The sequence below is a fragment of the Pseudarthrobacter sp. genome (assembly GCF_036675385.1).
In the GTDB taxonomy this organism is placed as follows: domain Bacteria; phylum Actinomycetota; class Actinomycetes; order Actinomycetales; family Micrococcaceae; genus Arthrobacter.
On sequence record NZ_JAKFFD010000232.1, the window covers coordinates 19,129 to 38,253 of the forward strand.

Sequence of the window (19,125 nt, forward strand, 5' to 3'; positions counted from 1 at the left end):
GAAGGAGTTCCAATGCCACAGGTATTGACCTCGCGGTTCCTGTTCGGTCCGGGACCGTGCAACTGCTACCCGGAAGTGACCGCCGCATTGGCGTATCCGGTGATTGGGCACCTGGATCCGGTCTTCATCGAACGGCTCGACAACACGTGCGAAGGCCTCCGCACGGTCTGGGGGACTCAGAATGCCCGCACGCTGCCCTTGAGCGTCACCGGTTCCGGCGGCATGGAAGCGGCTTTTGTGAACACCGTGGACGACGGCGATGTGGCAGTGATCGCCGTCAACGGCCTCTTCGGTGAGCGCATGTGTGAGGTGGCACGCCGCTGCGGCGCCACCGTGGTTCGTGTAGACCACGAATGGGGCACGCCCATCGACGTCGAGCGCGTCCTGGCGGCCCACCCGCGGCCGAAGGTGATTGCGGCCGTCCACGCCGAAACGTCGACTGGGGTGCTGTCCGACGTCGCGTCGCTCGGGCAGAACAAGGGTGATGCGCTGTTAATTGTCGACGCCGTGACATCCATCGGCGGGCTGGAACTCCTGGCAGATGACTGGGGAATCGACGTCGGCTATGCCGGCACCCAGAAATGCCTCGGCGTGCCACCGGGGCTGTCGCCCTTCACCATGTCGGGTAGGGCCTTCGAGCGAAGGATCAAGAATCCCCGCTCCTGGTACCTGGACGTCGGACTGCTCGGCGGTTACGTCGGGGCCGCCAGTGGCAGCGGCAGAACTTACCACCACACGCCGCCGGTCACCATGATCGCCGGCCTCGAGGCGGGCTTGCAAAGAATCCTGGCCGAGGGACTGGACGCGGTCCAGGCGTGCCACCGTGCGGCAGGGGCCGCGTTGCAGGCGGGGCTCCAGGAGATGGGACTTGAGCTGTTCGCGGCCGAGGGCCACCGGCTGCCCAGCCTTACCACTGTCAAGGTCCCGGACGGCGTCGACTCCGCGGCCGTACGCCGCCATCTGCTGGAGCACTTCAGCATCGAGATTGGCTCAGGGGCGGGCAAGTACACTTCCAGCATCTGGCGGATCGGAATGATGGGCCCGAACGCAAACGCCGCATCAGTGACTCTGGCGCTGGGGGCCCTCAAGGAAGCCATCTCCGCTGCCTAGCCACACTCTGTAGGCTCAGGGCCGCTTCCAGCCGTATTCGTTCTCTGGCCTGCCGGGCGTGCCGTAGCGGGGCGCCCGCGATACGCGGCCGGCGTCGGCGAGGTATTCGAGGTAGCGTCTGGCGGTCACGCGGGACATGCCCAGGGCGGCCATGACTTCCGTTGCTGAAACAGATTCCGAATGCTGTTTCAGGTACGCCTGGACAGAGTCGAGAGTGGAGACTGAGAGGCCCTTGGGGAGGGGCAGTTCCGACGGCGCCCGGAGGCTTGCGAAGGCCTGGTCCACCTCGCTCTGGGAGGCGCCGGTCCTGCCGGCACCGGCCTCCGGGGAAGCCAGTTGCTGCCGGAACAGCCTGTAGCTGGAGAGTTTGTCTTCGAACGTGGCAAACGTGAACGGCTTGATCAGGTACTGGACCACGCCGATGGCGACGGCGCTGCGGACAATCGCCACTTCCCTGACCGCGGTGATGGCAATGATGTCCGCCAGGATTCCTGCCGCACGCATCCGGCGGGCGATGTCCAGGCCATGCAGGTCCGGTAGGTTCATGTCGAGGAGGACCAGTTCCACCGGCTGGCCGGCTGCCGCCAGATCCGTCAGGAGCCTGAGCGCGGACTGGCCGTCAGGGGCCGTCCCGGCAACAGTGAACCCTGCCATCCTCCCCACGTAGGCCGCGTGCGCGGCCGAGGCCACCGGTTCGTCCTCCACCACGAGGACGCGGATATCGGTCACTGGAACTGCTCCTCTTTGTCGGTCCCGGCGGCCATGGCCGGCAGGAAGACATGGAAGCGTGCGCCGTCCTTGCCTGTGATGGTCATGGTACCGTCCAGGCGCTGCACGGCCTGGCGGACGAGGGCCAGGCCAATGCCGCGTCCGAACGGACCGGAGGCCTTGGTGCTGAAGCCGTGCCGGAAAATGTCCTCCACGGCGGCGGGGTCCACGCCGGGGCCGGAATCCGCCACCGTGATGTCCAGGCCCTCGGCATCGGACTCCACGGTCAGCTCCACCGTCCTGGGAACCGCGCCATCCGCGGCGGCGTCGATCGCGTTGTCCAGGAGGTTTCCCAGGATGGTGACAAGGTCCTGGACAGCCAGGCCGGCAACGGACGCGGACCCCTCGGTGGAGAGCGTCAGCTTCACTCCGCGCTCATTCGCTTCGGCGGCCTTCCCCATGATCAGGGCGCTGAGAACCGGCTCGTCCACGGAACTCACCATCTCGTCGGTCAGCTGCTGGCTCAGTTCGAGATCCTTGGTGGCGAATTCCAAGGCCTCCCGGGTCCGGCCCAGCTCCAGCAGGGAAACCATGGTGTGCAGCCGGTTGGCGTGCTCGTGGGTCTGGGCGCGGAGGGCGTCGGACAGCGTCCGCATCGTTTCGAGTTCACTGCCCAGCGATTCGATCTCCGTCCGGTCGCGGATGGTGGCCACGGTGCCGAACACCGCGGGTCGGCGGAGGCCGGGGGAGTCGGGCCCGACGGCCGGGCCCTGGTTCACCACCACGATCCGCGGGCCAGTCAAGTGGATTTCGTCGTGGGCCGTGCGGCCGGATTCAAAGAGTTCCTTCAGGCTGGGGGCCAGCGGGAGGTCCGTCAGGGAGGGCGGCCGGGACGGATCGTCTTCCGAATCGCGCGGCTCCAGTCCCAGCAGCTCAGCGGCCTGGTCGTTGTACATCACCACCCGGCCCTTGGTGTCGATCAGGATCAGCCCCTCACGCACGGAATGCAGGACCGATTCGTAGTAGGCGAACAGCTGCGCCAGCTGCTCCGGCCCCCACCCCCTGGTCACGCGGCGCAGGTAGCGGCCCAACAGCCAGGACGCCAGGGATCCGCCCACGAGCAGGGCCAGGCCGAGGACCAGCAGTGCGGGCAGCCGGCCGGAAAGCGCCACGTCCACTGTCCGGACCGTGACGCCGGCGGCAACCAGCGCCTTGACGTTCCCCGCGGCATCCTTGACCGGAACAACAGTCCGCACCGACGGCCCCAGCGTTCCTGCTGTGACCTCTGTGAAAACTTCGCCACGCAGCGACGCCTCGATGGAGCCGATGTACGGCCTTCCCAGCTCCTCGTCCCGGGGGTGCGTCCACCGCGTTCTGTCCGGCGCCATGATGGTGAGGAAGTCCGCTCCGGACCCGGCCATGACGTCCAGGGCGTAGGGCTGGAGCAACGCCGACGGATCCTTTTGGTCCGCGGCCTGGAGGACCAGCGGATTAGCGGCGACGGCGGCAGCAACACCGGCCATTCGCCGCCCGGCTTCCTCATAGCTCCGGTCCCTGGCATCGACGAACGTTGCGGTGCCCGCCACCGCGATGAAGGCCAGCACAATCAGCAGATTCGCCACGAACAGCCTGCGGGCGATACTCCAGCGGTGAATCATCAAGCACCTCCCATGACCAATATGAACGCAACCGTGAGCTAAGTCACGGTGTGGCCAATGATGGATATCACACCGGACCGACGCGATGAGCCCAGAGAATGCGCCGCAGCGTCTACCAGATTATCCATAAGGAGACACATCATGGCTTCTCAACGAGGAGAGTCGCTCGGCACCGTGGAGACGCGGCGCAAGGGCCTGGACAAATCGCACTACCTTTACATTGCCGTTATTGCCGCCGTCATCCTGGGCGCCGTCGTCGGCCTGCTGTTCCCCGAGGTCGGCAAATCACTGAAGCCCCTCGGCGACGGCTTTATCAAGCTCATCAAAATGATGATTGCACCGATCATCTTCTGCACCATCGTCCTAGGCATCGGCTCCATCGCCAAAGCCGCAACGGTCGGCAAGGTCGGCGGCCTGGCCCTGGGCTACTTCGTCGCCATGTCCACCTTTGCCTTGGGTATCGGCCTTGTCGTCGGCAACCTCATCCACCCGGGTGAGGGTTTGAAGCTGGCGGCGTACGACCCCAACAAGAAGGCGGAAGTAGACAGCACCGTTGCCTTCCTCCTGGGCATCATTCCGGGCGACATTCCGGTTCTGCCCACACTCTTCGCCGCCATCCTCGTAGGCTTCGCCCTCCAGAAGATGGGCCCACAGGGCGCTCCTGTCCTCAAGGCCATCGGCCACGGCCAAGTGCTGGTATTCCGCATCCTCATCATGATCATGTGGCTTGCCCCCGTCGGAGCTTTCGGTGCCATCGCCGCCGTCGTCGGAGCCACCGGCTTCCAGGCGATCGTCAGCATGTTCACCCTGATGGCCGCTTTCTACATCACCTGCGCACTGTTCATCGTCATCATCCTGGGTGGCCTGCTCAAGGTGGTTACCGGCGTCAACATCTTCAAGCTCATGAAGTACTTGGGCCGCGAGTACCTCCTGATCTTCTCCACCTCCTCCTCCGAGGCAGCCCTTCCCCGCCTCATCGCCAAGCTGGAACACCTGGGGATCTCCAAGCCCGTCGTCGGCGTCACCGTCCCCACCGGCTACTCCTTCAACCTGGACGGCACGGCCATATACCTGACCATGGCGTCCCTGTTCGTGGCCAACGCCATGGGCACGCCGCTGGATCTCGGAGCGCAGATTTCCCTGCTGATCTTCATGATCATTGCCTCCAAGGGTGCCGCCGGCGTCACCGGTGCCGGCCTGGCCACTCTGGCTGCTGGTCTCCAGGCGCACGCGCCCCAGCTGCTGGGGGGCGTGGGCATGATTGTGGGCATCGACCGCTTCATGTCCGAGGCGCGGGCACTGACGAACTTCACCGGCAACGCCGTTGCCACCGTCCTGGTCGGCACCTGGGTCAAGGAAATCGACAACGAGCAGGTAAGCGAAGTTCTCTCGGGCCGGGCTCCCTTCGACGAGCAGACCATGATCGCAGGACATGCCGAGCCGACGACGGCTTCTCCCAAGGAGCCGGTGCTGGCCAACGCCTAACGCGGCGCTGAATCTGACCAAGCTGCGGACCGCCCGCACAGCCCCGGCTGTGCGGGCGGTTCCTGCGTGCGGCAGGCTAACCTTCGACCTCTACTAGAAGGTCAAGGCTCAGAATCCACGCAAAGTCAAGTTCCCTCGAATACCGTGTCGGGGCCTGTAGCCTAGGTGGAAAGCAGGATCGGCGCTGGAGTTCCAGCGGCAGGAAAATCACCGTCATCGAAAGTGTGGATAGATACGTGAGCAGCGAACAGGGTTCGGCAACTCTGGAAGGCACGGAACTCGATCTGGAAGACGCCGTGATGGGTCCCACCGGGCGCCCCCACCGCGAATTTCCGGAACCCGCCCCGCTGTCGTCCCACGGTCCCGCGCGCGTGATCGCCATGGTCAACCAAAAGGGCGGCGTTGGCAAAACCACATCCACCATCAACCTGGCAGCGGCCCTTGCTGAATACGGCCGCAGGGTGCTGCTGGTTGACTTCGACCCGCAGGGCGCGCTGTCTGCGGGCCTGGGCATCAACCCGCACGAACTGGACCTGACGGTCTACAACGTCCTCATGGACCGCAAGGTGGACATCCGCGACGCCATCCACCAGACCGGCGTCGAAAACGTGGACCTGCTGCCGGCCAACATCGACCTCTCCGCCGCAGAAGTGCAGCTGGTCAATGAAGTCGCCCGTGAACAGGTACTGGACAGGGCGCTGAAAAAAGTCGAAGACGATTACGACGTCGTCCTGATCGACTGCCAGCCCTCCCTGGGCCTGCTGACGGTCAACGCGCTGACCGCCGCCCACGGCGTGATCATCCCGCTGATCTGCGAGTTTTTCGCGCTCCGTGCCGTAGCCCTGCTGGTGGAAACCATCGACAAGGTCCAGGACAGGCTGAACCCCGGCCTGCAGGTTGATGGTGTCCTGGCCACCATGTACGACGCCCGCACGCTCCACAGCCGCGAAGTCATCACCCGCCTGGTGGAAGCCTTCGGCGACAAAGTCTTCGAGACCGTCATCAAACGCTCCATCAAGTTCGCGGACGCCACCGTCGCGGCCGAGCCGATCACCAGCTACGCCGGCAGCCACATCGGCGCCGATGCCTACCGCCGCCTGGCCAAAGAGCTGATTTCGCGCGGCGGCGCACCCTAATTACGCGTGGCCGAGTCCAAACCCGGCTTTGAGGTGCGGCTGGCCAACTTCACCGGCCCGTTCGACCTCCTGCTGGGCCTGATCGCCAAGCACCAGCTGGACATCACCGAGGTGGCCATTGCCACCGTCACTGATGAGTTCATCAAGTACATCAGGAAGCTCCAGAAGCTCGGCGAGGAATGGGCGCTGGATGAAGCCAGCGAATTCCTGGTCATCGCCGCCACCCTCCTGGATCTGAAGGCGGCAAGGCTGCTGCCCGCCGGTGAAGTCGAGGACGATGAGGACATCGCCCGGCTGGAAGCGCGTGACCTCCTTTTTGCGAGGCTTCTCCAATACAAGGCGTTCAAGCAGGTGGCAGCCTTGATGGCGGGAACCCTCGACCAGGAAGCCGGCCGGTTTCCGCGTCAGGTTGCCTTGGAAGAGCACTTCGCCGCCATGCTCCCGGAACTGGTGTGGAAGCACACACCGGACCAGTTCGCCCGCCTGGCCGAGTCCGCACTGAAGCCCAAGACGCCACGGCCCACCGAGGTGGGCCTTGCCCACCTGCATGGCAGTGCCGTCAGCGTGAAGGAACAGGCCGAGATCCTGGGGCTCCGGCTCCAGTTGGGGAAGCCCCTGTCGTTCCGAGCGTTGATCGCCGACGCCGATTCCACCCTCGTGGTGGTGGCCAGGTTCCTGGCATTGCTGGAGATGTTCCGGGACCGGGCAGTCTCCTTCGACCAGGTGTCGCCCCTGGGTGATCTCACCGTGCACTGGATGGTGGATGGCCGGGACTGGTCAACAGAAAACCTAAGCGAAGAATACGAGGAACTGTCGTGAGCCAAGAACTTCCGGAGCCCGGGGCGGAGCCGGTCCTGGACGTCCGGGATCTTCCCGGCGGTGCCAAGGCTGCACTCGAGGCGGTCCTGATGGTCCTGGACCAACCGGCCAGCGCTACTGAGCTGGCCGCCGGGCTTAACCTGACCGTCGCCGTCGTCGAGCAGTTACTGGCGGAACTGCAGCGGGAGTATAGCGGCTATACTGTTAAAGCCCCGGACATGGACCGTGCCAGCGATGCTGGCTTCAGCGCCAGCCCCCGGGGTTTCGAATTGCGGAACATCGCCGGTGGCTGGCGGATCTACTCCCGCGCAGACTTCGCCGAGATCGTCGGACGGTTTGTGCTTGAGGGTCAGACGGCCAGGCTCACGCAGGCAGCCTTGGAAACATTGGCTGTCATCGCATACCGCCAACCTGTCTCCAGGGCCAGGGTGTCTGCAATTCGAGGAGTCAATGTCGATTCTGTCGTACGGACATTGACCCAGCGCGGACTGATCGAAGATTCGGGACACGATCCTGAGTCGGGAGCCATCCTCTACCGGACCACGTCGTATTTCCTGGAACGGATGGGAATCAGCTCCGCAGCGGAACTGCCCCAGCTCTCACCCCATCTTCCGGGGCTCGAGGGCATTGCGGAGTTCTACGACGCCGACAGAATGTAGGCGGGAAATCCCGCATGCACACACGAATATTCATAAGGGCAGATAATTTCTGCATGGCTGGCTAGGGTTGTTCTTGGACAACCAGCCGGCCAAATAACGAAGGACGGGTCATGACACAGGCGGGACGCCAGGGTTCACCACGTAACAGTTCGGGACGCAACAGTTCAGAACGCAATGCCGGACAGGGCGGCGCCAGCCGCAATCCAGCGGCCAGCCGTAATCCGGCGCAGGGCGGCGCAAGCCGGAATCCTGCACAGGGCGGCAGCGGCCGCCCCAGCGCGGCGGGCGGCGGATTCCGCGCCGGCGCAGGCAAGCGTAACGCCGGATTCGGCGGCGGCGACCGGCCGTACAAGGCCCCGAGGCCCCGCGAGGAGCCATTTGTGGATCCCGGCGACGCCCCGGCGTCGCCACCGGCCGGCCGCGGTGCCTCCGACTGGAAGCCGGCAGGCAGCACATCGGCGCGCAAGCCTGCTGCCCGCAAACCGGGCGCCAACAAGGCTCCCGGCACCCCCGGCGCGCTCAAGCCCAAGCCGCGCACCGGAAGGCCCGGGGCGGCGGCGTCACGCGCCTTCGGCAGCGAACGGTTTGGCCAGAACCTTGGCCCCGTCCGGAAGCCTGCCCGCAAGCGCGGAGCCCGCGGTGACGTCCCGCAGTCGGAAATGCACGACGCCGACGGCACCCGCCTGCAGAAGGTCATGGCCCAGGCCGGCGTGGCTTCGCGCCGCGTCTGCGAAGAGATGATCGCCGAAGGTCGTGTTGAGGTCGACGGCCAGGTTGTCACTGAGCTTGGTGTCCGCGTGGACCCCAAGACGGCAGTCATCCACGTTGATGGCCTGCGCATCCAGCTGGATGAAAACCTCGTATACATGGTCTTCAACAAGCCCAAGGGCGTGGTGTCCACCATGGAAGACCCCGATGGCCGTCCCTGCATCAGCGATTTTGTGCGGAAGACCCACCTGGGCGAACGCCTGTTCCACGTGGGCCGGCTGGACGTCGCCACCGAAGGGCTGCTGCTGCTGACCAACGACGGCGAACTGGCCAACCGGCTGACGCACCCGTCCTACGAGGTCCCGAAGACCTATCTGGTCCAGGTCCGCGGCCCGTTCCCGCAGGGAGTCGGCGCCCAGCTCCGCGAAGGCGTGGAACTCGAGGATGGCTTTGCCTCCGTTGACTCCTTCAAGCTGGTGGACTCCACTCCGGGCCATGTGCTGATCGAAGTGGTTCTGCACTCAGGCAAGAACCGGATTGTCCGTCGCCTGTTCGACGCCGTCGGGTTCCCGGTCCTGCGCCTGGTGCGCGTCAAGGTGGGTCCCATTGGCCTGGGCGACCAGCGCCAGGGCAGCATCCGCAACCTTGGCAAGCAGGAAGTCGGCCACCTGCTGGCATCCGTAGGACTCTGAGGCATGTCCGCATTTCGCTCCCACGGGCGGGGGCACCTCAACGGGCCGGTCGTGGTGATTGGCACCGGCCTGCTCGGTGCCAGCATCGGGCTGGGCCTGCGTGGGCGCGGCGTGCCCGTGTTCCTGTCTGACCCGTCGCCGACCAACCAGGCGGTGGCAGTCGACATCGGCGCCGGCCAGCCCCTGGACCAGCTGGGGGACGAGGCGCCGGAGCTTGTGGTGGTGGCAGCACCGCCGGACGTGACAGCCGACGTCGTGGCCCGTGCGCTTGCCGACTACCCGGATTCCGTGGTGGTTGACATCGCCAGCGTCAAGGCCGCCATCCTGGCGGAGTTGGGCGGCCGCGGCGCGGACCTCGCCCGCTATGTGGGGACGCATCCGATGGCCGGGCGCGAAAAGTCCGGGCCGGTTGCGGCCCGCGGCGAGCTCTTCACGTCCATGCCGTGGGTGGTTTGTCCGGGCCCGGAGTCATCCGCGGCTGCCGTGCAGACTGCGCGTTCCCTGGCCACGGACCTGGGAGCCGTGGTTTCCCAGTTCACTGCCGACGAACACGACGAAGCCGTGGCCTTGGTATCGCACCTGCCCCAGATCATGTCCTCCCTGCTGGCCAGCCGGCTGCAGGGGACGCCGCTTCACGCGCTGTCCCTCGCCGGCAACGGGCTGCGGGACGTCACGCGGATCGCCGCCAGCGATCCCACGCTGTGGGTCCAGATCCTGGGCGGCAACGCGGGAAAGGTCGTGGAGATCCTATACGGGGTCCGCGAGGACCTGAACCGGCTCATCGGGACGCTGGAGGAACCGCTTGCGCCCGGCGCCAGGCTGGACCTGGCCCAGCTCATCAGCGAAGGCAATGCCGGGCAGGCCCGTATTCCGGGTAAGCACGGTGGCCCGCCGCAGGCATACTCCTGGCTGACGGTCCTCGTGGATGACCGGCCGGGACAGATCGCGCAGCTCCTCACCGAAATCGGTGAGATCGGCGTGAACGTGGAGGACCTTCGGCTGGACCACTCCTCGGGCCAGAACGTGGGCATGGTGGAACTGTCCGTGCTGCCGAACAAGCATGACCATCTGATCGAAGCACTCAACGACCGCGGATGGCGGGTATTGCAGTAATGACACAAGAACTTCTTGACACCCTTCCGGCCTTGCGCGTCGGCAGGCCTTTGGTGGTCGCCATCGACGGGCCGTCAGGCTCCGGCAAGTCCAGCGTGAGCAAGGAAGTGGCCCGCCGGCTGCACCTTGCCTACCTGGACACCGGCGCCATGTACCGTGCCCTGACCTGGTTCTGCGTCACCAGCGGAATTGACCTCAGCGACGCCGCCGCCGTGGAGCAGGCCTCCCGTGACCTGGTCCTGGAACTGAGCACCACACCGCGGGAGGAATACGTCCGCGTGGGCGGCGCCGACGTCACGGACGCCATCCGTGAACCGGCAATTTCGTCGGCGGTCAGTGCGGTGGCCACCACCCTGGGTGCGCGGACCGAACTGATCCGCCGGCAGCGTGAGGTCATTGAAAAGCACCACCGCCGCATCGTGGTGGAGGGCCGGGACATCACGACCGTCGTGGCCCCGGGCGCGGAAGTCCGCATGCTGCTGACCGCCAGTGAGGAGGCCCGGCTTCGCCGCCGCGGCATCCAACTGGGCGGCACGCAGGATGCGGAGCAGCTCGCCGCCCAGGTCACCCACCGTGACGCCAAGGATTCCACAGTGGTGAACTTCACCCAGGCTGCCGACGGTGTTGTCACCCTGGATTCTTCCGATCTGGACTTCGCCGAGACCGTGGACGCGGCGCTCGTGATCGTCACGAAGGTGCTTAACCGTGACTGACCGCGGCGTGCGGCTTCCCTCCGGCCTGACCATGACATGGAGCCGGCCCGTCGGCTGGCTCCTGGACCACGTGGTGTACCGCACGTCCGTCACAGGCCGGGACAACGTGCCTACGGGCGGGCCGGTGATTTTTGCCGGCAACCACATCAGTTTCCTGGACGGGCCGGTGATGTTCGGCGCGTCGCCGCGTCCCATGCACATCCTGGTCAAGAAGGAGATGTTCAAGGGCTTGCTGGGTCGGGTCCTTCGGGCCTCCGGCCAGCTGCCGGTTGACCGCTCCGGGGACCGGGCTGCGCTGCTGCTGGGCAAGAACATGCTCGACGCCGGCCGCTGCATCGGGATTCTTCCGGAAGGATCTCGGGGGAGCGGCCAGGCAACAGACATCAACAACGGGGTGGCCTGGCTGGCGCTGAACTCGGGCGCCCCCGTGGTTCCCGTGGCGATCCTCGGCACCCGGACGGGCAACGAACACCTCGACACAGTACCCAGGCCAGGGCGGCGGTTCCACGTCAGCTTCGGCAACGCACTGACCCTCAGCCGCAACCCCGGCGAAACGGGCCGTGCTTCAATGGACAGGGCGGGAATGGAAATCCGCGCTGCGCTTGCGGGGCACGTCCAGGAGACCATCCAACACAGTGGGCAGCCTTTGCCCCACGCGGATTTCCGCACGAACTTCACAGCAGTAGCCGGGACGCCGGCAGATGACCACTAAGGAAAGTGCAATGAGCGATACGACTCAAACCTCCAGCCACTCCGGCGCCGGCGAAGATGAATACACGCCCACCGGCACGGACCAGGTGGCCGAGCGGCTGGCCGCGATCGACGACGACGAAGCGGAGATGCGTGCCGCGTCGCTCCGCGCCGGCTTGGACGACTACGAGCTCGACGAGGAAGACGCCGCCCTGCTGAGCGGGAACTACGACGACGAGGACTTCGACGGTCCGGTCAAGCTCGATCCCGTGCTTGCCATCATCGGCCGTCCCAACGTGGGCAAATCCACTCTGGTGAACCGCATCCTGGGCCGCCGCGAAGCCGTGGTCGAGGATACTCCCGGCGTGACGCGGGACCGCGTGATGTACTCGGCACACTGGAACGGGCGCAACTTCACTTTGGTGGACACCGGCGGCTGGGAGCACGATGCCCGCGGCATCCACGCACGGGTGGCCGAACAGGCGGAAATGGCTGTGGAAATGGCCGACGCCGTGCTCTTCGTCGTCGACTCCGCGGTGGGCGCCACCGCAACGGACGAGGGCGTTATGAAGATGCTCCGCCGCAGCAAGAAGCCGGTCATCATGGTGGCCAACAAGGTGGACGACTTCGCCCAGGAAGCGGACTCTGCCACCCTGTGGGGCCTCGGCTTCGGCGAGCCATACCCCGTCTCGGCCCTGCACGGACGCGGCGTGGCCGACCTCCTGGACCACGTGATGGACACCCTGCCGGAGTTCTCCACCATTGAGGGCCTGGAACGCTCGGGCGGACCCCGCCGCATCGCACTGATCGGCCGCCCGAACGTGGGCAAGTCATCACTGCTGAACAAGCTGGCAGGGTCCGAACGTGTCGTCGTGGACAACACCGCCGGCACCACGCGTGATCCGGTGGATGAGTTCATTGAACTCGGTGACCGCACGTGGCGTTTTGTGGACACGGCAGGCATCCGCCGCCGCCAGCACATGGCGCAGGGCGCCGACTACTACGCCTCCCTCCGGACGCAGGCCGCGCTCGAAAAGGCGGAGGTCGCCGTCGTTCTTCTCGCGGTGGATGAGGTCCTCAGCGAGCAGGACGTCCGCATCCTGCAGCTGGCCATCGAGTCGGGCCGCGCCCTTGTGCTGGCTTTCAACAAGTGGGACCTGCTCGACGACGAACGCCGCACCTACCTGGAGCGCGAAATCGAGCAGGACCTGGCCCACGTGGCCTGGGCGCCCCGGGTCAACATCTCCGCGCTGACGGGCTGGCACAAGGACCGCCTGGTTCCCGCCCTGGACCTGGCCCTGGAGAACTGGGACAGGCGCATCCCCACCGGTAAGCTCAATGCCTTCCTTGGCGAGCTTGTGGCGGCGCACCCGCACCCGGTCCGCGGCGGCAAGCAACCGCGCATCCTGTACGGCACGCAGGCGTCCAGCCGGCCGCCGAAGTTTGTGCTGTTCACCACCGGATTCCTGGACCCGGGCTACCGCCGCTTCATCACCCGCAGGCTCCGCGAAACGTTCGGTTTCGAGGGCACGCCCATCGAGGTCAACATGCGCGTCCGCGAAAAGCGCGGCAAGAAGCGTTAATTAGGACACACCGGGGGCGTGCAGGCGGCAAAGTGTCACTTGCACCCTCCGGAATCGTGTAAGCTTTTCAAGGTGGTTCGGCCGGACTGCTGAGTTGAAATCCTGGCTAACATCGGGAGTAAACGCAGCGGAGAACGGCGGAACTAACGGGCTGTAGCGCAGCTTGGTAGCGCACTTGACTGGGGGTCAAGGGGTCGCAGGTTCAAATCCTGTCAGCCCGACCAAAACAGAAGCGTCCCGGAGAAAATTCTCCGGGACGCTTTTGTTTTGTGCCGTCCTTTTCGGATGTTTCGCGGCCTGGCTTATTTCAGGAACTTCGACGTCCTGCGGTCCGCCAGGATCTTTCCCTTGGTCTGGCACGTGGGGCAGTACTGCAGGGAAGTATCCGCGAAAGACACCTCCCGGACTGTGTCACCGCACACCGGGCAAGCTTCGCCGGTGCGGGCATGGACCCGCATGTGGCTGCGTTTGACGTCCTTGAGCTCGCTGGGCGGCTTGCCCTCGGCTTCGGCCAGGGCTGTTCCGAGCACGCTGTGGATGGCGTCATAAAGCACCTGCACCGTGCCGCGGTCCAAGGACTTGGCGGTGGCAAAGGGGGAGATCCTCGCAGCATGCAGGATCTCGTCGCTGTAGGCGTTCCCGATCCCCGCAATCACACTCTGGCTCCGCAGGACGCCCTTGATCTGCTGGGAAGTGGAGCCGAGAATTTCCGCCAGCATGTCGGCGTCGAACGCTGCGCTGAACGGGTCCGGCCCCAGCGCCGCGACGCCCGGCACATCCTGGGGGTCGCGCACCACGTAAACGGCAAGGCTCTTTTTGGTCCCCGCCTCGGTGAGATCCATGCCATGGGCACCGTCCGGCCCGGTGAACGCCAGCCGCATGGCGATGTGGCCCTTTCCCATCCGGAGCTGGGTGTCTGTGGGCGAGTCCGTGAAGCGGACCCAGCCCGCCCGGGCGAGGTGGAAGACAAAGGACGGCCCGTCGGTGTCAATGCTGACAAACTTTCCAAACCGCCGCACGCCGGCGACCGTGCAGTTCTCCAGCGCTGTGAACGGCGGATCCGCTGTCTTCAGCACGGCAAAGGAAACGATCTGGACCTTCCGCACCACCGCTCCGCGCAGGTGCTCGTCCAGGAAACCGGCCAGGCCTGCAACCTCGGGAAGCTCCGGCATGGCTTTACCTGTCGTCAGCCTGGCTGTCGGGTGCGGCCGGAGCCTCAGGAACAGCTGACGCCTCGGGAGCAGGTGAGCTGGCCGCGGAGTCATTGGCCGCCTTCGCAGCCAGGGAACGCTCGGCACCTGCCTTCTTGAGCACCTTCATCTTTTTGCCGCGCTGCCGCCAGACCCTCCACAGGATCAGGCCAACCACAAAGACCACGACGGCGGCGATGGCTGAGATCTGTGTCCACAGCGGGAACCAGGTTGCCTCCGTGCCAAGGATCCGCTGTCCGTTATGGGCGGCCTGCGAGCTGCCGAACATGATCCCGGCGGTCAGCAGATTCGGGGAGGCGAGAGCCACAGCGGCGACGAGGATGGTCAGCTTCCAGGGCCAGCTTACGGATTTGCGTGTGGCCTGCCAGGCCACCAGGAGGGGAACGAACGTGAAAACGAACCCGTAAAACATCCCCACCAGGATGCCCGCCCCAAGATTGCCCTGGACCTGGTTGCGGATAACATTCGCCCACCAGACCGGGAGGATGGCCGCTAAGGCAAAGTAAGCGATAGTGAGGACCACTAACGCCACCGCAACGAGGATGATCCGTGCAGCCCAGTTCGCCTTTTTCGCGGGCGATTCCTGTGCATGTGATCTCATGAGTCTCATCATGTCAGAATCCTCCTCGAACGCCCGTGGAGTTGTGCCTATACTTTCAGCGGCGGCTTGTTTTCCAGGCCCCGTTGACATTGGTGATTGACCCGATGAAAGGCCCCTGATGAGCAACATTCCCGAAGACCTGTCCTACACCGCCGAGCACGAGTGGGTATCCGCACCGAGCGCCGACGGCGTGGTCCGGGTGGGCATCACCGACTTCGCGCAGGACGCACTCGGAGATGTTGTCTATGCCCAGATGCCGGAAGCCGGCACCAAAGTCACCGCAAACGAAGTCGTGGGCGAGGTCGAATCCACCAAGAGCGTCAGTGACATCTATGCTCCGGTCAGCGGCGAGGTCGTGGCACGCAACGAATCCCTCGATACCGATTCGGCGTTGATCAACTCCGATCCGTACGGCGACGGCTGGCTGATCGAGATCCGGCTGGCAGAAGCGGACGCTGTGGAATCCTTGCTCAGTGCATCCGAGTACGAACAGCAGGTAGGCTGAAGCTAACGGGTTCATCCGGTCCGGCCAACGGGCGTCTTCGCACGTCAGTGGCCGGATCGGGGCCCGGCATCGGATCCGCGAGGCGGATCCGTCAGGGCAAAAGTTGATTGCAGGCGTGAGAGCTGCAGCGAAAGAGGAGGAATCCATGGTTGGCCACGAACAGGACCCTGCCGAAGGCGAGCACGGCACAGGTGCGGCCAGGGCTTCGGAGACCACCTCGATCCATCTCACCCCCGTCTCCGACGAACCCACCATCGCCCCCAAGCTGTCCACGGACGAGCGTTCATCCGTGGAGGCGCTGCCGGCCGGTTCCGCGCTCCTGGTGGCCCACAGCGGCCCGAACGCGGGTGCCCGCTTCCTGCTTGACACGGACACCACCACGGCCGGCCGTCATCCTGATGCCGACATCTTCCTGGATGACGTCACCGTCTCGCGGCGCCACGTCGAGTTCCGCCGCACTGCGCGGAGCTTTGAAGTGGTGGATACCGGCAGCCTCAACGGCACGTACGTCAACCACGACCGCGTGGACAGTGTTGAGCTAAAGTCCGGGAACGAAGTCCAGATCGGCAAGTTCCGACTCACCTTCTACCTGAGCCCTGCCCGCGCAGCAGGCCGCGCCTGATCCCGGGACACTTGCCTGTGGCAATGGCACAACCGGAACGCCGGGGGCCCCAAGTTTTGAACATCGGGGAAGTCCTCGCGCAACTCAGCGGCGACTTTCCGGGTATGACCGCGTCGAAAATCAGGTTCCTCGAGGAAAAGGGACTGATTAATCCGCGCCGCACTCCGGCCGGATACCGGCAGTACTCGGACAGTGACGTCGAACGTCTCCGTTTTGTGCTGGCGCTGCAGCGGGACCAGTACCTTCCACTGAAAGTCATCAAGGACTACCTTGATGCGATCGACAGGGGAGAGCGGCCCGAGAACCTGCCGCCCGGCGTCGTGGTTTCGCCGCGGATCGTTTCGGATGAATTGGCCGTGGAGCTTCAGAACCGCGGCCGGAAATTCAGCGAGGAACAGCTGCGGACCGAGTCCGGCGCCAGCATTCCGTTGCTCCAATCGCTGCTGAGCTTCGGGCTGATCAGCCACAGCAACGGCAAGTTCGACGAGCACGCCCTCCAAGTGGCCCGTGCCTGCGTGCAGCTGGAGAGCCACGGCCTTGAGCCGCGCCACCTGCGGCCGTTCCAGGCCGCCGCGGAACGTGAATTCGGACTCGTGGAGCGCGCAGTTGCGCCGCTCGCGTCCCGGCGCGATTCCGCGTCACAGGCGCGGGCTGCCGAAGCGGCCCGCGAAATCAGCGACCTCTGCCTGGTCCTGCACCGGGCACTGGTCCAGGACCGTATCTCACGTATGGACATCTGATGATCGAAGTGGAGATCGTAGGCGTTCGTATCGAACTGCCGTCCAACCAGCCGCTCGTCCTGCTGCGCGAGATCCACGGCGAGCGGCACGTGCCCATCTGGATCGGGACTCCAGAGGCAAGTGCCATCGCCCTGGCCCAGCAAGGGGTAGTGCCTCCGCGCCCGATGACCCACGACCTCCTGGTGGACGTGGTGGAGTCCCTGGGCCATTCGGTCGTCAGCGTCAACATTGTGGCCGTTGAGGACAACATCTTTTATGGCCAGCTCCAGTTCGAGAACGGCACCACCGTTAGCTCGCGGGCATCGGACGCACTCGCGATCGCGTTGCGGGCCAAGTGCCGCATCTGGTGTGCCGACTCGGTAATGGATGAAGCCGGAGTCCGTATTACCGAGCATGACGAGGGGGAGGATACTGACCCGGGCCCCACCGTGGACGAGGAGCGCGAACTGCGGCGCTTCCGTGAGTTCCTGGACGATGTGGAGCCCGAAGACTTCGACGGCTGAGGTCACGTTAAGGTTAAAGTTGAGCCTGAAAGTTCCGACACGCCTGCGCCAAGCGGCCTAGATCTTTGACCTTGGGGCGCAGCGGGCCTAACGTCGAAGGTATCAAGCTCCCATTGCTTACAGCAGCCGCGCAAGTCACACTGTAAAAGTACGACCCCCGCGAAATTACATGCATGAACTTCATGTGTGAACCGGCTGATGCAGTGGTCCCCGGGAGCTTATGACAAGGAGGATCCAGGTGAGTCCCAAAGGCGAAGCAGGCGGGCTGAAGCAGCCCACAACGGCTGGTGTGGCTGTGCCCGCGAGCGGTGCCCAGGGCCTCCTGTTTACCGAAGACCTTCCCGTCCTTGACGAGGACGCCGGCTACCGCGGCCCCACGGCCTGCAAGGCGGCCGGCATCACGTACCGCCAGCTGGACTACTGGGCACGCACCGGGCTGGTTGAGCCCGCAGTCCGCGGCGCCGCAGGCTCCGGCTCGCAGCGACTCTACGGCTTCCGGGACATTCTCGTCCTCAAGGTAGTCAAGCGGCTTCTGGACACCGGTGTTTCCCTTCAGCAGATCCGCACGGCAGTGGAACATCTGCGCGAACGCGGCGTGGAGGATCTGGCACAGATCACGCTCATGAGCGACGGCGCGAGCGTCTACGAATGCACCTCCGCAGACGAGGTCATCGATCTTGTACAGGGTGGACAAGGCGTTTTCGGCATCGCCGTGGGCCGGGTCTGGCGCGAAGTCGAGGGCAGCCTGGCTTCCCTGCCGAGCGAACACGCCGCCGAACAGTCCTTTCCCGACGACGAGCTGAGCAAGCGGCGCGCTGCCCGCAAGATCGGCTGACAACAGGCTGGCACAACACCAACAAGAAGAGGCCACCCCCTGCGGGGATGGCCTCTTGTCGTTGTCTGCGGAACCTTTGGCTGCAGCCAAAGGGTTAACGCTGGGTTCGGTTTCGCAGCCCGCTTCGGGTCGCCAGGAGGTTGACGAGGAGGGCGTCGAACAACGCAGCGGATGTCTTCGCGGATTCGCCGGGCCAGTGGTGCACCGGGTGGGCCGCGCCCTGGATCTGCTGCCAGTTCGCCTGTTCGGGGATGCGTGGGCTCAGCAGCAGGTCACCGAACATCGATTCCATTTCCGCGAGCCGGTACGTGTGTTCGGAGGAACCGGTGCGAACGCGGTTGGCCACGATGCCTGCGGGGGATAGGTTCGGCGCGAATTCCTGCTTGAACAGCTGGATGGCGCGCATGGTCCGTTCCGTCCCAGCCACCGAGAAGAGTCCCGGCTCGGCCACGAGCGCCACTTTGTCACTTGCTGACCAGGCCATCCGGGTCAGCCCGTTCAGCGACGGCGGGCAGTCAATGAGGACCAGCTCGTAGCGGTCGGCGCCAGCCAGGACCGCGGAAAGCCTGCGAAGGTCCCTGCGGCCAAGGTCGGGGCGGTCGTAGATGCCGGTGTACGCCGAACCCACGGCGACGTCCAGGACGGCCGGTCCGGATCCGTTGGTATGCGCCCGTGCCGTCCAGGAGCTGCCCGCGACATTGTCCGCGAGCTTGGCCCGGCGGGGGCTCTTGAGCATCCTGCCGATGTCCAGCTGGTCGCCGGCCTGGACGCCCAGGGCAGTGGTCGCGTCCGCGTGGGGATCGAGGTCCACCACCAGTGTGGGGATGCCCGCGGCAAGCGCCGCAGACGCCAATCCTGTGGTGACGGACGTCTTGCCGACTCCGCCCTTGAGGCTGCTGATGCTGACTACTTGCACTTGTGAGACCAAAACCTAACGCCGGCTGCCGTGTTGGGGGTAATGTTTGCTCCGGCACTGCCGAAGCAGGCGGCTCGAGCCGCCTTACTCATCATATGTGGCTGCGCCGGTGAATCCC

Annotated in this window: 20 protein-coding genes and 1 tRNA gene; 16 read left to right on the forward strand and 5 right to left on the reverse strand. The window is 65.2% G+C overall.

Annotated features, from left to right (window positions below):
* Positions 1 to 12 precede the first annotated feature (12 nt).
* Complete coding sequence (locus V6M49_RS19125; protein ID WP_332762741.1) at positions 13 to 1,110, forward strand: pyridoxal-phosphate-dependent aminotransferase family protein; 1,098 nt, start codon at positions 13 to 15, stop codon at positions 1,108 to 1,110.
* 15 nt (positions 1,111 to 1,125) lie between these two features.
* On the opposite strand, the gene V6M49_RS19130 is transcribed toward V6M49_RS19125, so the two are convergent.
* Entirely contained in the window at positions 1,126 to 1,839 is a 714-nt protein-coding gene (locus V6M49_RS19130; RefSeq protein WP_056342355.1) for a response regulator, read from the reverse strand.
* Positions 1,836 to 3,476, reverse strand: a complete 1,641-nt coding sequence (locus V6M49_RS19135; RefSeq protein WP_332762743.1) for a sensor histidine kinase — start codon at positions 3,474 to 3,476, stop codon at positions 1,836 to 1,838. Before V6M49_RS19135 ends, V6M49_RS19130 begins: the two co-directional genes overlap by 4 nt.
* Before the next feature lie 141 nt (positions 3,477 to 3,617).
* Here V6M49_RS19135 and V6M49_RS19140 point away from each other — a divergent pair, with 141 nt between their 5' ends.
* From V6M49_RS19140 to V6M49_RS19185, 10 genes are all read left to right on the forward strand, one after another.
* A complete protein-coding gene (locus V6M49_RS19140) occupies positions 3,618 to 4,961 on the forward strand; it encodes a cation:dicarboxylate symporter family transporter (protein WP_141140075.1) in 1,344 nt (447 codons plus the stop codon).
* Between the two features lie 236 nt (positions 4,962 to 5,197).
* Positions 5,198 to 6,097, forward strand: a complete 900-nt coding sequence (locus V6M49_RS19145) for a ParA family protein (RefSeq protein ID WP_056342349.1) — start codon at positions 5,198 to 5,200, stop codon at positions 6,095 to 6,097.
* Between the two features lie 6 nt (positions 6,098 to 6,103).
* Positions 6,104 to 6,916, forward strand: coding sequence for a segregation and condensation protein A (locus tag V6M49_RS19150; protein WP_141140076.1), 813 nt, complete (start codon positions 6,104 to 6,106; stop codon positions 6,914 to 6,916).
* Between the two features lie 89 nt (positions 6,917 to 7,005).
* Positions 7,006 to 7,575, forward strand: a complete 570-nt coding sequence (gene scpB / locus V6M49_RS19155; protein WP_442959770.1) for an SMC-Scp complex subunit ScpB — start codon at positions 7,006 to 7,008, stop codon at positions 7,573 to 7,575.
* A gap of 110 nt (positions 7,576 to 7,685) precedes the next feature.
* Positions 7,686 to 8,975, forward strand: a complete 1,290-nt coding sequence (locus V6M49_RS19160; protein WP_104063695.1) for a pseudouridine synthase — start codon at positions 7,686 to 7,688, stop codon at positions 8,973 to 8,975.
* A gap of 3 nt (positions 8,976 to 8,978) precedes the next feature.
* Positions 8,979 to 10,088: a prephenate dehydrogenase gene (locus tag V6M49_RS19165; protein ID WP_058929409.1), complete on the forward strand. Its 1,110-nt coding sequence runs from the start codon at positions 8,979 to 8,981 to the stop codon at positions 10,086 to 10,088.
* The gene (gene cmk / locus V6M49_RS19170; protein ID WP_141140078.1) at positions 10,088 to 10,801 is read left to right on the forward strand and encodes a (d)CMP kinase; all 714 of its coding nucleotides are present in this window, start codon (positions 10,088 to 10,090) and stop codon (positions 10,799 to 10,801) included. Before V6M49_RS19165 ends, cmk begins: the two co-directional genes overlap by 1 nt.
* 31 nt (positions 10,802 to 10,832) lie before the next feature.
* The gene (locus V6M49_RS19175) at positions 10,833 to 11,513 is read left to right on the forward strand and encodes a lysophospholipid acyltransferase family protein (RefSeq protein ID WP_141142024.1); all 681 of its coding nucleotides are present in this window, start codon (positions 10,833 to 10,835) and stop codon (positions 11,511 to 11,513) included.
* A 10-nt stretch (positions 11,514 to 11,523) separates the two neighbouring features.
* Positions 11,524 to 13,074 (forward strand): ribosome biogenesis GTPase Der, encoded by a 1,551-nt coding sequence (gene der / locus V6M49_RS19180; RefSeq protein ID WP_141140079.1) that lies wholly within the window; start codon positions 11,524 to 11,526, stop codon positions 13,072 to 13,074.
* A 147-nt stretch (positions 13,075 to 13,221) separates the two neighbouring features.
* A tRNA-Pro gene (locus tag V6M49_RS19185) sits at positions 13,222 to 13,298 on the forward strand.
* 78 nt (positions 13,299 to 13,376) lie between these two features.
* On the opposite strand, the gene V6M49_RS19190 is transcribed toward V6M49_RS19185, so the two are convergent.
* On the reverse strand, positions 13,377 to 14,246 hold the full coding sequence (locus V6M49_RS19190; RefSeq protein ID WP_056342328.1) for an Fpg/Nei family DNA glycosylase: 870 nt from the start codon (positions 14,244 to 14,246) through the stop codon (positions 13,377 to 13,379).
* A gap of 4 nt (positions 14,247 to 14,250) precedes the next feature.
* Positions 14,251 to 14,886 carry a hypothetical protein gene (locus V6M49_RS19195; protein WP_332762748.1) on the reverse strand — a complete coding sequence of 212 codons (636 nt, stop codon included), beginning with the start codon at positions 14,884 to 14,886 and terminating at the stop codon, positions 14,251 to 14,253.
* A 118-nt stretch (positions 14,887 to 15,004) separates the two neighbouring features.
* Here V6M49_RS19195 and gcvH point away from each other — a divergent pair, with 118 nt between their 5' ends.
* The 5 genes from gcvH (at position 15,005) to V6M49_RS19220 (ending at position 18,091) form a co-directional block, all read left to right on the forward strand.
* Complete coding sequence (gene gcvH / locus V6M49_RS19200; RefSeq protein ID WP_056342321.1) at positions 15,005 to 15,391, forward strand: glycine cleavage system protein GcvH; 387 nt, start codon at positions 15,005 to 15,007, stop codon at positions 15,389 to 15,391.
* 145 nt (positions 15,392 to 15,536) lie between these two features.
* Positions 15,537 to 16,013, forward strand: a complete 477-nt coding sequence (locus tag V6M49_RS19205; protein WP_141140080.1) for an FHA domain-containing protein — start codon at positions 15,537 to 15,539, stop codon at positions 16,011 to 16,013.
* Between the two features lie 23 nt (positions 16,014 to 16,036).
* Positions 16,037 to 16,753: a transcriptional regulator FtsR gene (gene ftsR / locus V6M49_RS19210; protein WP_056342316.1), complete on the forward strand. Its 717-nt coding sequence runs from the start codon at positions 16,037 to 16,039 to the stop codon at positions 16,751 to 16,753.
* Complete coding sequence (locus V6M49_RS19215; RefSeq protein WP_056342311.1) at positions 16,753 to 17,256, forward strand: bifunctional nuclease family protein; 504 nt, start codon at positions 16,753 to 16,755, stop codon at positions 17,254 to 17,256. The genes ftsR and V6M49_RS19215 overlap by 1 nt, the downstream gene beginning before the upstream one ends.
* A gap of 238 nt (positions 17,257 to 17,494) precedes the next feature.
* On the forward strand, positions 17,495 to 18,091 hold the full coding sequence (locus tag V6M49_RS19220; protein WP_111906896.1) for a MerR family transcriptional regulator: 597 nt from the start codon (positions 17,495 to 17,497) through the stop codon (positions 18,089 to 18,091).
* Between the two features lie 94 nt (positions 18,092 to 18,185).
* Here the strand turns inward: V6M49_RS19220 and V6M49_RS19225 are convergent, their stop codons facing one another.
* Positions 18,186 to 19,007, reverse strand: coding sequence for a ParA family protein (locus V6M49_RS19225; RefSeq protein WP_141140081.1), 822 nt, complete (start codon positions 19,005 to 19,007; stop codon positions 18,186 to 18,188).
* Positions 19,008 to 19,125: the final 118 nt, after the last annotated feature.